The sequence below is a fragment of the Halobellus salinus genome, assembly GCF_014646875.1.
In the GTDB taxonomy this organism is placed as follows: Archaea; Halobacteriota; Halobacteria; order Halobacteriales; family Haloferacaceae; genus Haloquadratum; species Haloquadratum salinum.
Window position 1 is genome coordinate 210,386 of sequence record NZ_BMOC01000001.1, and the last position, 12,819, is coordinate 223,204.

6 protein-coding genes and 4 pseudogenes are annotated in these 12,819 nt (G+C 49.6%); 6 read left to right on the plus strand and 4 right to left on the minus strand.

Annotated features, from left to right (window positions below; genetic code table 11):
- Positions 1 to 31: 31 nt before the first annotated feature.
- The 3 genes and pseudogenes from tnpC (at position 32) to IEX72_RS01080 (ending at position 3,137) form a co-directional block, all read left to right on the plus strand.
- Positions 32 to 1,468: pseudogene (gene tnpC / locus IEX72_RS01070) on the plus strand (IS66 family transposase).
- Between the two features lie 29 nt (positions 1,469 to 1,497).
- A pseudogene (locus IEX72_RS15110) lies at positions 1,498 to 1,853 on the plus strand (integrase core domain-containing protein); the annotation flags it as partial.
- Positions 1,854 to 2,039: 186 nt separating this feature from the next.
- Complete coding sequence (locus tag IEX72_RS01080) at positions 2,040 to 3,137, plus strand: glycosyltransferase (protein WP_188785535.1); 1,098 nt, start codon at positions 2,040 to 2,042, stop codon at positions 3,135 to 3,137.
- Positions 3,138 to 3,612: 475 nt separating this feature from the next.
- Here the strand turns inward: IEX72_RS01080 and IEX72_RS01085 are convergent, their stop codons facing one another.
- Positions 3,613 to 4,785 carry an ISH3 family transposase gene (locus IEX72_RS01085; protein WP_188785536.1) on the minus strand — a complete coding sequence of 391 codons (1,173 nt, stop codon included), beginning with the start codon at positions 4,783 to 4,785 and terminating at the stop codon, positions 3,613 to 3,615.
- 966 nt (positions 4,786 to 5,751) lie between these two features.
- Here IEX72_RS01085 and IEX72_RS01090 point away from each other — a divergent pair.
- Positions 5,752 to 6,801 carry a glycosyltransferase family 4 protein gene (locus tag IEX72_RS01090; RefSeq protein WP_188785537.1) on the plus strand — a complete coding sequence of 350 codons (1,050 nt, stop codon included), beginning with the start codon at positions 5,752 to 5,754 and terminating at the stop codon, positions 6,799 to 6,801.
- Positions 6,802 to 6,910: 109 nt separating this feature from the next.
- Positions 6,911 to 7,796: pseudogene (locus IEX72_RS01095) on the plus strand (IS1595 family transposase).
- Between the two features lie 84 nt (positions 7,797 to 7,880).
- Here IEX72_RS01095 and IEX72_RS01100 read toward each other — a convergent pair.
- Positions 7,881 to 8,924, minus strand: a complete 1,044-nt coding sequence (locus IEX72_RS01100) for a glycosyltransferase family 4 protein (RefSeq protein WP_188785538.1) — start codon at positions 8,922 to 8,924, stop codon at positions 7,881 to 7,883.
- Positions 8,925 to 9,568: 644 nt separating this feature from the next.
- On the opposite strand from IEX72_RS01100, the gene IEX72_RS01105 reads away from it, so the two are divergent.
- On the plus strand, positions 9,569 to 10,375 hold the full coding sequence (locus IEX72_RS01105) for a glycosyltransferase family 61 protein (protein WP_188785539.1): 807 nt from the start codon (positions 9,569 to 9,571) through the stop codon (positions 10,373 to 10,375).
- Positions 10,376 to 10,379: 4 nt separating this feature from the next.
- Here the strand turns inward: IEX72_RS01105 and IEX72_RS01110 are convergent, their stop codons facing one another.
- Both IEX72_RS01110 and IEX72_RS01115 read right to left on the minus strand, forming a co-directional pair.
- Positions 10,380 to 11,237 (minus strand): glycosyltransferase, encoded by an 858-nt coding sequence (locus tag IEX72_RS01110; protein WP_188785540.1) that lies wholly within the window; start codon positions 11,235 to 11,237, stop codon positions 10,380 to 10,382.
- A gap of 269 nt (positions 11,238 to 11,506) precedes the next feature.
- Positions 11,507 to 12,803, minus strand: a pseudogene (locus IEX72_RS01115) (IS4 family transposase).
- Positions 12,804 to 12,819 lie beyond the last annotated feature (16 nt).

The following is a 12,819-nucleotide window of genomic DNA, read 5'->3' on the forward strand; positions in this document are numbered from 1 at the left end:
TACGCCAGGTGAGTATGCGCGTTCCTGAGGAATGGTCTCCAGCCGGGAGAACATCCCGTCTCGCCTGTTCATAACTTCTTCGGAGCACCAAGGAAGAGATCCTTGAACGTCTGGCTGCGCTTGAGGAAGAAAACAAGAAGCTTCGAGAGGAGAACAAGCGGCTAGGGCCAAGATTCGGTGGTACAAGGGACCGTACACGCCACCGAGCAAGGAACAAGCCGATGAGGAAAAGTCGTCCTCGTCCCCGCCGGACGAGGACGACGAACAACCACGTACTGACGGTGGCACGCCCGGCCGAAAATCCGGACATAACCCGGAATGGCGTGACGCTCCTGAGCCAGACGAAGAAATCGAGGTTACCTGCGACTGCTGTCCAGAGTGCGGCGAACGGTTCGACGAGTCGGCGGGCGTTACCCTCGACTCGTCGAGGAACTCCCTGATCCACAGCCACCGGAGGTCACACAGTACAACCGCCACCACTACGAGTGTCACTCCTGTGGTGCTGAGACTGTCGCCTCACACCCCGAACTGCCCCGGAGGGGCAGTTCGGGGTGAACGTCATCGCACAGGCGGCACTCTCTCGGTACGATCACCGTCTTCCCTACCGGAAGATCGGCGACCGTTTCGAGCAACTCCACGGACTGGAATTGTCGGGCGCAGCCGCGTGGCACACGACCGAGCGCGCTGCGCGCGCCGGTCGCTGTGAGTATGAGCAAATCCGTCACCAGATACAGCAAGCCAACGTTGTCCACGTTGACGAAACTGGTATCAAACGCGACGGCGAACAGGCGTGGATCTGGACGTTCACCACCGAGAACCACACGCTTTACGCGGTCAGGGAGAGTAGAGGGAGTGATGTTCCCGCAGAAGTCCTAGGCGAGGACTTCGCGGGAACGGTCGTCTGTGATGGGTGGACGGCGTATCCGGCATTCAGCAGCAACCTCCAGCGGTGTTGGGCACATATTCTCCGGGAGGCTGAAGACGCCGCCGAGAAGCAGGCGGAAGGCGAACCGATCTATCGTGCCCTCAAACAGCTGTACGTCGCTCTCCAGACCCGGCTGGAGAGGACTTGGACTTGACAGTCCGTAAGCGAGCAGAACTCCAACGTGTGGCGCGAAGAGAGCTTGAATCGCTGATAGAACGGTCAGTTCCCGACGGACCAGTGGCAACACTACTCGGCAAAGTTGAAGGAGGCTTCGACCATTGGCTCACCTTCATCGGTGAGCCAGCGGTTTCCCCAACGAACAACGCCGCTAAAAATGCGCTTCGTGAGCCGGTGGTTCTCCGAAAGCTCATCGGAACGCTCCGGAACGACCGTGGAATGTTCGTGCATAAGACGCTGCTGTCCCTGCTGGCGACCTACCGCCAGCAGGGACGCAATCCCTACGAAGAGCTCAAGCGAATCGCTCGAAACAACGAGATGATCCCACGAGCTCAGGCTGTGCCCGCTGTTGCGTCTTCGGGTTAAACACGTACCGCTGTATGAACCTACACTCAAAGTTGCTGCTCGGCATCAATCTCTTCGAACAGCGAGGAACTGATCCAGCAGCTGAGTTTCTTGGGTAACTCTCCGAGAAACACGATTTCTCGAACACTAATATCTAGTCTATAGCTACGGATACCTGACTCCCCTCTTTTGCGTCGGATTGAGCGGTCACCTTGACTACATTGACCTAAGCGTCATTGAGAAGTGATTTCAGACCCTCAAAATGAGGATCGACTGCTTTCATTACTTGTGGGTCGGCAGTCGGCTTGCCGTCGGCCAGTGGCTTGCACAGTTCGTGTACTATTATAACGTTCAACGACCGCATCAAGCCCTAAATGATCGAACGCCACCTGTGGCTGTTAACTAGACAGTGCCGTACTGGCTTTTAGTTATGAAATATGAGTTATGAGACACTGTGTCTATAAATTAGACCACATAAGATTGTGAATTATCTGAACATCTCGGGTATGTCTGTTGACTAACCTCACTCTACGGATTTCAATGCTGTGGAATAGAGTAACAACTTTCCGGAGTGGATACCGTTACTTTACCAATGGATCCTAACAAAGAGATCTCTATAGTGGGCATGCAGCAGAGCGATGATAATCCATATGTAGATCTTCTCTACAATGCATTAGAGGATGAAGGAATTACTGTCTGTCAGGGTGTGAATTATAAGTTACTTCCCCTGACTCGTTCATCACTTGATCACACAGATGCGGAAGTCATTCAACTGGATTGGCTGTATGGATACTATATGGCAAACGGGTTTACGGGCACCAGAATCGCTGACTTCGCAATAACTGTTTGCCGTACTTTTTTTTTTCTAATTGATCTTTTTATCATCTACTTCCGACAAACATCAGTCGTTTGGACAGTTCATAACAAGAGCCATCATGAGAGTAAATATCCAAGAACTGAACGTATCGTGAATGAGATGATGTGCTGGGTATCTGATGCCATCACAGTCAAATGTGAGCACGCTAAATGCGAAGTCGAATCTGCTTTCTGGATGGCAGGTTTAGATAAAATGTACGTTGTCTCAGACGGAAATTATATTCCAGCATACGAGAATTCTATTTCCAAGCAAGAAGCTCGTATGGAGCTTGGAGTTGACAACTCCACATTTGTATATCTTTATTTCGGAATGATACGAGAGTATAAAGGAATTCCAAATCTGATCGATTCTTTCAATAATATTGATCAGTCTAATGCAGAGCTGTGGATCGTTGGAAATGCATCATCTGAGGGAATTCGTGAGGATATACAAGAATGTGTTAGTGATGCCGAGAATATTTTTACAGTTTTTGAGTTTGTTGAGGCAGATCAGGTCCAGTTCTATATGAATGCAGCCGATACACTCGTATTGCCATATCGAAATATTCTCAATTCTGGCACCGTCCATCTGGGCCTATCATTTGGGTTACCGATTGTGGCCCCTGAAATGGGTTGTATTCCAGCGACAACACCTAAAGAAAATGAATTCCTCTATGATAAGAGCGATCCAAAAGCGCTAGTACGTGCGCTGACACAAGTTCGCGAACACGATGACCTACAAACAGTGAGGGAAGCAAACTACCAACGTGCAGTCTCACAAAGTTGGAATAAGTCAGCGCAAAAACTGAAAGATGTGTATGAATCGGTAACGTAGTGGTAGTGGTCAAATATGGAAAAATATCGTAATCAAATCAACAATTATTACTTCTTCTAGGTATAATTTCGCTCCTTTTAGCTCTGCTCATATAATAAAATTTTATTCTAAAATAAAAGTAGAAATGAGACGTTCTTTGGGAGCGATGACAGCGATTGGATAGCAATCAAAATTTCTTCAGAATTGACGAAAACCACTCTATACGACGTATTATGATCCTTGCGGAGATTGGCGAACAACCGGCTGAATAACGAGATATCTGACGAGCTATACCCGCTCTTATAATCGGTACTTCCCAACTGAGGAATCGGAAGCCGAGCTGAGTCGGTGTGAGTCGTTCGAACTCGGAGCGGCAGGTTACTGAAGTGAAGCATCAGTCTCAGAGAAGCGGAAACTGTGACAAGAACGGCTCGTTCAGATGGCCTTAGTAGAGTGTTGTTACTGACGAGTCGCTGGCCCAAGGCCGCGGGCTGGGTCAGCCCGCGGCCGAGGCGTACGCATCGGGGACGCCGACACCGTTCATCTCGGTCTCCCACCGCCGCTGTAACTCTACTTCCAGCTCGTGACGAATCCAGTCACAGAACGTCTGGAACGTGAACTGCTCGGGCAGGTCGCGCCCGCCCCGTCGTGGGCGGGCGACGACCGCCCATCGCAGCACCAACCACAGGTTCTCCAACAGGAAGCTGACGATCACGAACGCAAACCTGACGAGTGGATCTTGAGTTGTCGTCGTTGCTCGCGCTTGGCGAAACAGCCGGTAACTGGTCTCTATTGCCGAGCGTTTCCGATAGCGGCGTTCGACCTGTGTGGGCGTGCGATCTCCGAGATCGCACGCCACGTACCCCCGAACGACCTCACCGTGCTTTCCTCGATCGTCATTCTGATAAGAGACAGAGACCGCAAGCGGGAATCGGAGTTCCCGCTCGCTGTCCTTGTACATACGGTAGGTGCTCATATACGAGCAGTGCGTATCGAGTTTGTCCTTCATTCGCTCACCCTTTTTTTTGACGGGGATCACTGTCGTCGCTAGGTCGCGTGCGCGGCGAATTACCCGTTCGTTGTAGAAGCCGCGGTCAGCGAGCAAGAGGTCAACGTCGAAGGGATAGGTGCCGACGCGGTCGAGGACGCGCTCGACCGCGTCGGCTTCCTTCTCGTCGCTGCGGACGTAGGTGAGCGCCAGCGTCACCGGCTTCCCGTTTGAGACGACGTACGCGGTACAGTAGCGGTGGCAGGTTGTGGTACCGTCGGTTGGGCTGGTTGTACAGAGTTCACCAGCATCCTCGTCAGGAGAGCCGTGGTAGGGGTTATCGACGAAGTCGATGGAGACGATTCTCGACCGGTCAGGGTCGAGAATCGTCAGAGCGAGGTGTCGAAAGAGGATGTTGGCAGCCATTTCGAGTTGGCCACGCTGAAGGGTATGCAACCAGTTGAGAACAGTATCGTCGCAGGGTGTGTCGTCCGTCTGGGACGTGACTTCCCAGACGGACGACTGATTGACGCTGGCCAGTGTAACGACAGGCCAAATGTCATCGGAATCGAGGGGCGAGCCCTCGATTCCTTCCAGTGGGAGCAGTCCAATTATGTCAGCCGCTACTTCTTTGACATCTGCCGCCGAAAGAACACCGTCTGGTTCGGGTAGTTCAAGCACACTTACCGAACCAGACATCTTCCTCAATCAGACCGACGCTTTAGCTCCGTCTCTCACGCCAGTTGGGAAGTACCGATAATCTTATAACTGTTGGGTTTTTGCTGGAAAGGTGTCAGGGTTTGAGGATAGCATTGTGAAATGCTGCGAAGGCTTTGACCCAGCGGTCGACTGATTTCCAGGAGCTATAGTGGGGGAACCGGTTGTAGAAGAGCCTGGTTCGATATTTCAGCAGGCCGAACCACGCTTCGACGAGAGACCGTTCCCCCACGTTTCTCGGCGTGACTCACAGAGATCGAGGTCATCAAGTGGCCAGTTGTACCACGGACCGCGATCCACGAGGACAACAGGATCGCCACGACAGTGCTTCAGCACTTGTTTGATGAACAGCAACGCATCGAGGGCAGATCGGCCGGGCGAGACCCCAATGTGGATGACCTCGAACGTCTCCATATCGATCGCTGCCCAGATGTAGACCTCGGTTTCTCGACGTTCAGCTTCGTTTCATCGATTGCAACCGTCGAGCGGTGATCGGGGTCCGGATCGAACAGGTGCGCCAGCCTGTGATACCACTGGCGCACGGCCTCATACGACCGTCCGATCACCTTCTCGAGGCGCCGATACGACAAGCCGGTATGATACAGGAACGCTGTCTCGACACGTTGCTCCGTCTGCGTGTCTTCACGCGAAAATATCTCTTGTTCGCATACTTGCCCAACCACGCGGCCGAGCATTACTGAGTCACCAACTTTTCCTTGCTCGGCCGCATCCTTCACGCTAAGGTTGACACCCTTCTGGTGATGATGACTTAGTTTTTGGAGAGGCCATTGTTAGAAGCTCTAGACAGTGAGAAACAATTGATCTGTCCATAGACAATAAGAGGCAATCCAACAGCTCTCTTTATCTAAACTTACCACAACCAAAAGCAGATACCAGAAATGTTAAATTGTTGCTAGCTCTTTTAACGTTGTGAAAATACTCGTCGTGACACGAGAATTTCCACCTAACGTGATCGGTGGAATGGGATATCATCTGGGGTATTTATATTCGAAAATTGTAGAACTAGGACATGAATTAACAGTATTGGCAGGAACCTGTTCACAAAGCTCCAAAACAGCTCATAATTTGATAAACGATAGTATACGTGTGGAGCGATTTTCATACGGAACATTTCACGCACACCATCTTTGGTTTTCGATTGCGCTTAAGAACCGCTTACGAGAGTTTGAAGTGGAAAATTTCGATGTGGCACTAACGCATACTCATATTCCGTTTGAATTGGGTATCCCTACGATACAAAAATACCATGGTTGCTCACGTAAGCAACGTCCCTTCTTTCGTCAAGAATTAAGTGGTCCCAAAAAAATTGTCGATTCACTTATTGATCCTACTAGAAGACTTATTGAGCAACGATCTATTAGATATCTTGATTTTGCCATTTTTAATAGTAAGCTCTGTCGTGATGCCTGGAAAGAACATTATGAGGTTGAAACATCAACAACAGTAATTTACAATGGCGTTGACACTAATATATTCTATCCAAGAGAAGTAGAGGAGCAAAAAGACTATGTCCTATTTGTCGGAGATTCTGTGCGAAAAGGATTACTAACAGTAAAAGAATACGCAAATCAATTATCGGAGGAGGTTTGGGTAGTGGGTCCCTCGAAGGTAGAAGATGAGAATATTACTGCACTTGGTCGAGTGAACCAGGACAGACTTGCAGAACTTTATACTGGGGCAGTTGCTACTGTTCATCCGGCACGATTTGAGGCCTTCGGTAATGTTATTCTTGAATCATTAGCGTGTGGTACTCCAGTCGTTATCAGTGACCAGTGTGGAGCAGCTGAAATTGTAGATGAGACATATGGAAGAGTTACTACCGATCTCCCAGAAGGTGTTAAATCGGTGAAAGGGATTGATCGTAACGTCTGTGTTGAGAAAGCAAGAAATTTCACTTGGTCAAAAGTAGCCGATCAGACAATTAGCAAAATAAGAGAAAATGTAAATATTTTTGAATAGTTCAAATTATGTATAAAACAGTCGTCGCTCTTGCGAAGGAGATTGTTGACGGTGATAGCGACAGCTGAAAGTCGAAGAGGGCAAGGGCACCGCGCTAGCGGTGCCCGATATGTTCCCAGTAAGCCGGTTTGTGTCGGAATCGGCTGCAGCGGACCTGCTACAACAGGTTCGCTGGCGTATGATGTCGAGTGCCCCCGCTGCCGTTCTGACCTGACGGTCAGAAACCGCAGCTACCGGGTGTATCAACGGTATCTGTGTAAGAATTGCGGTCGGACGTTCAACGACAAGACGGGCACAATCTTCGCTCACTCGAAGCTCTCGCTGAAAGAGTGGTACTTCGTAATCTACGTGTTCTTACGGTTCAACACGAGTATTCGGCAAATTGAGGCAGAATTCGAGCTTTCCTACAGAACGGTGAGGCGGCGCGTCGAGCGCTCTAGCGAAGCGCTCGACGCGCCTTTGATCACGCTGTCTGGGCAGGTCGAAGTCGACGAAGTGTACGCGTGTCTGCTGGCCTCAAAGGCTGCGAGTGCGACCAAGCGTCGCGCTCGCGTGGCCTGTCCACGCGTGGGCGCGGAACATATGATGGCGACAAACCACCGGTGTTCACGCTGGTTGACCGTGGTTCGGACGAACGGTACATCGTGCCAGCGAAATCCGCCGACGAATCGACCATTCGACTCCTGCTGGCGGATCGCCAGCAGGAGTCGCTCACCGTCTATACCGATGAATTTCGGGCCTATGATCCGTTCGAAGAAGACGACGCATTCACCCGAGAATACGTCGTCTACAGCGACGGAGAGTATGCTGACTGCGACATCCACATCAACACCTGCGAGAGCCACGCGTCGCTGACGCGACGGTGGCTCTCGCCTCACCGAGAAGTGTCAAAAACCAAGCTAACACCGTATCTCAGAGCCTTTCAGCTTCGACGTGAACTCTTCGGGAAACCAGGTGATGAAGCACTCAAACACGCTCTCGACGCTGCCCTCTGAAAATCAACAATGTGCTTCACAAGAGGAACAGTCGTAATAGCTGATATGGTAAAATCCGACATTCTATGATATATCGTCATTTCATCACTCTATTTCTGTCATAAGTTCTTCAAACTTCCTTCGAAAATATTGTTTCTTATGGCCAGAATTAAACCATCTCCCACGCTCTTTGGCATAATTAGACAATCTTTGTTTCGTATCCGTTTCACAATCAAAAAACCAATTTACACATTTACTGAGTCCCTCTGATGTAGTGGATGCGATCAGGCGATCATCAAGTTTCTTAACTTCAGATTGAGAGCCAGTTGATTCAGTGACCACAGTAGGAATCCCAGCTCGGAGTGCTTCAAGTACTGTCACTGGGAACGGATCAGCCCGAGATGGCTGAACGTACAACCCTGCATTTGCATAAACGTTAGTGATATCTTCGACAAAGCCGCGTACAGTCACACCGGCTGTGTTTGCGTACGATTCACTATGTCCATCTCCCACAACGTGTAGTTCCGCATTGGGATGTCGTTCTCGGATTGCTGGCCACGCGTCAACAAGGAGATCAACCCCTTTGTATCGTGTAGATCTACCGACTGTTAAAGCGGTCTTTTGCTCAAGGTTTGGTTCAATATCGCCGAGGCGATTATATAAATCCGGCTGGATATACGGATGAGCGATATGGATCGGGACACTATTTCCGAAAATCGGTCGAAGATATTCTTTCACAAAGTCGGATACAGCGATAATACCATCAACGCCGTACTGCGCAATAGCGCGAACTACCGGTTTTCCGTATTCCCCGAGCAAATATTTGAAGAAGGTATATACTGATTCAATCTCCACTGAACTGTTCCAGAGTTCGTAGAGGCGATGGTCAGCACATAAGTATATGAGGGTGGAACCGTGTATCATCTTGTGTATCAAACCAGTATATAATGGTCGTGACCCTTCTGCGATGACTGTTTCGTACTTTCCGATTGAGTATCCTCGAACCAGTTCTTGGTAGAACGATTTTGTGGTATGGGGGCTCGTGTTGGAAACACTCACAATATCTGCATCGATAGATTCGGCAAAGCCGCGATGGGCAGGGTGTAACTCCTCGGCGTGTCCATGATACAGCATAGCGATATCCGACATACACCTCTAATTCCAGGACAATTGCGTTAAACTTGCTGATTGGTGTATGTGGATATACCAACATTATATCTGGTTATACAGCTGTAGAAACCACTTATTGAATGGCAGCCTCTGTGCGGGAGTGAGTTGATCCCCCTGCGACCACATTAGTCACAGCTAACAAGGCAGCTCGAATTGGAACCATCAACGAAGACACCGCAATTCATACAGCAGTCTGGACAGTACAACCGTAGAACTATTATCAGAGTGTAACCACTATACAATTGATGGATTGGTATCTTCGTGCACGAGAAAACATACACAAACGGGATCTACGAGAGTTCGCAGTAGATGGAACACGATTTGTTACTCGACGAACGATAGCGAGAGTTCTTGTTAGCCTGCTCACAGAAGTAGATACAAATCCGGACCAAGAATTCCGATACGGGTCCACGTCGTCTACTACGATTGATTCAGGTAGCGGAGAACTCCCTGACCCCTACCGTGAGCGAACCGGGACCTACGAAAATCCGCCCACCTATGTTAGAGAATTTGAAAATGTCCGCCTTGTCGGGACGTACGCACTCGGAGTCACCGGTCCTAAGAGTGTGATTACCGAAACTGCGGGGGGCAATATCCATCTCTTTTGGCCTACTCTCTCCGGAATGATCAAGAAGGATGGCCTTAGGGACACCTTCAAAGCGCTTTTGGACCAAATTGAACCGACCCAAGAGTATGACTACGCTGTTTCTCTCGCGTCGTTCAATGTAGAGAATTACTATCATTGGGTTATCGAACATCTGCCACAGCTTCGGGGAGTCGAACACTATACCGCTCAAGAAGGCGTTTCTCCAGTGTTAATCTTGCCACAAAATCCGCCGAACTGGATGATCGAATCCCTCGCTGTTTGTGGCTACGACAAGGATGACTGGGTCGAATGGACAGGTGAACCAACACAGGTGAACCATCTGATCGTTCCAGAACATCCATTCCGAAGTATGGAAATTTATTTTCCACCCGCTATCGAAAACTGCCGGTGGCTCAGGGACCGGACCACGTCGAACGTCGATACGAAGGTTTTAGATAATATAAATGTGTCTCCCTATTTATATATTTCGCGTGAAGATGCCAACTCGCGGCGCGTTCTGAATCGCGACGAGATATTAGCTGAATTGCGCCCCTTAGGATTCCAATCGTATGTTCTCTCTGATTTGAGTTTCAGACAACAGGTGGCGTTGTTCAGTCAAGCAGAGATTATCGTCGCCCCACATGGTGCGGGAGCGACGAATATGGTGTTTGCGACAGGTGCAGTGTTTGTTGAACTCATACATTCAGGCAACACACGCGGTGCGCATTATTTTCTCTTAGCTCAGGAGTGTGGCCACGAATACATAGGTATTCTATGTGAACCGGTTGAAACCGATATGAAGATGAATATAGGGGATCTCATAGACATACCTATATTTAATTAGGAATTTATGATTCCCAAAAATTATCTCCTTTGTACCAACGAATGAGTCCTATTGCTGTTTCTTTTATACCCCTATTGAACAAAGATTCAAACAAACTCCGTTGACGATATTGCCATTTATCCAGATCAAGACGTAGTATATGTGGATTTTTTCGACCAGAAAAGTTCAAAAACGTACGACGTGATTCAGTAGGTTCCTCATTCAGTATCTGTTCAATAGCTTCAAAATTTGAGGTTCTACCATGGATGATTTTCACTTCGCCTCTTAGATAGGTCGGATACGGAAGCCTACAATTGTATTCCGGCGGGAGAGTTGCAATCCGAACGTCGGTCTTGTACAGTGCCTCTCGGAATGAAGGTTGATTTACGATACCAGAGGCCTTATCAGTATGACGATAGTATATGTCTTCCCATTTGTCAAATAAATTGTCAATTTCTATATTATCAGAAAATATTACCACGCCAGAATTGTACATTGGAAAACTATCTGGGGCTCGAACTTCTATATTGTCGTCTTTATATAATTTATGTCGGCGACCAGTGTCATGAGCTGCAGCAATATCAAATTGTTCGAGTAATTCAAAGAGTTCGGAGATATCCCGACACACATATGTGTCAGAATCTAAGAAAATTGTCTTGTCATAGGGACTCTTACGAAGGTAATCTACGTTATCTTTGAAAGAATAAGATGGATTATCAACCGTAAATACAGTATCAAATATGTCAGAATCAGGTTCTCTATTAGATATTATTGATATTGGGATATCTGGCATATGTTCCTCTAAGCTGCGCGCAGATGTTACTGCCTCGTTAATATATTTTTTGCCAGTAGCGATATAGAGTATACCTTCTGAATTTGCCATATTTCAGTCTAAGTCCACTACCGAATACACTTAGCATTATCTATAGAGAAGCCAGAGACATCGTACGGAAATTTATCCATTAATCGTAAATAAATAATTCGTTTTTCATTTCTAGCTACCTGTCTATGCGTCTTATCTCGGATAGAATATACGCTCATCCGTAGCACATTGTTGATTTCACAGCGTCGCTCAAACAGCATATTTGAGAGCACCCCGACCAGGTTTCCGATACAGCTCCCGACGTAACTGAAACGCTCTGAGATACTGTGTCAACCATTCGTATTCGGTTGAGCTTGGAAACCGCTACATAGCTCTGCATTCACCTCCCCGAGCAGTGTAACCCGAGATGGATCTGGTTGCTGCGCTTCGTGATAGAGGAACTCGGGTAGGTTTGGCGGTGGATACCCGTGTACGCTTCTACGATATCGAACAGCACGAGCTGGGCGACCGACCGGAAGGTCGTCGCCCAGCGCTCCGGCGGGAACGTTGCACCGTCTCCATAGTCGTCGGCGTGATCGACGAACACTCGAAGGATGGCTCTGCTGACTACCAGCGTCAGCAGAGCCGCCAACACTTGTATCCGGACGATATGCGCCTTCTCCGTCTGGAACGACCCCAGCTCGTATCGTGATTTCAACTCACGGAACAGCAACTCCACGCTCCACCGAGCCCGGTACAGCGCACTCACTTCGGCGGGACTGAACTCCTTGCTGGGCAGATTCGTGATGTACAGCCGGTGGCCGTCGTCGGCGTCCTCGTCCCGGACGCCGACGACTCGGAACCGCTTGGGCGTGATCGACTGGCTCTCATCGTAGGGACGACGTTTGACCGAGACTTTCACCGAACGTCGGTTCCTTGGCGGTGTAGGTCACCCACTACGTCGAAAATCTGCTTGCCGACCAGCGGCATAGCGCGCCCGCGCCATCCCTCCAGTTCCTCGGTGATCAGTGGATTCGTACTGCGCTTGAGGCGGCTGACCAAGGAGCCGTCGTTCTCGTCAATCAAGGCGAACCGGCGGTACTTGAAAAAGCCGAGATCAAGCAGAAACAGGCGTCCACGCATCCACGAGCCGGTTTTGAACAGTGTGCTCTCGTGGGTGCGTTCGTCGGTGATCTCGGCGGAGATCATCGACCGTTCGGTGACGTGATGCACGAGGTAGAGTTGGAGACCGGAGACACCCTCGTGAGTTGCTGGAAAAGCCGAGAGGAACCGATGCAAGCGGACGATAGTGGCGTCAGCAGCGATGACGCTACGGAATCGGTCGAAGGCTGGTGCGAGATGATGCGGGACGGCGACCTCCTCGATAGTATGTTCGAGGAGGTCGCCAAGGAGATCAGCGACCTCATCGGTAAAGCGGTTGTAGATGCTGGATGGATAGAGTCCGTGACCAGTAGCGGCGTTGTAGGAGCGGCGATATGCGGCGATGGCGCGTGCTTCGCCGCCAGCGGCGAAGCCCGCAATCAGCGTCCAGACGAACATAGAGACATCGAGTTTCCGGTGGCGGCGGACGACATCCCGCTCACGCGCGATGTCTTCTATACGCACTGCTGGAAAGAGAGAAGTCAATCAGCGTCGTATGAGG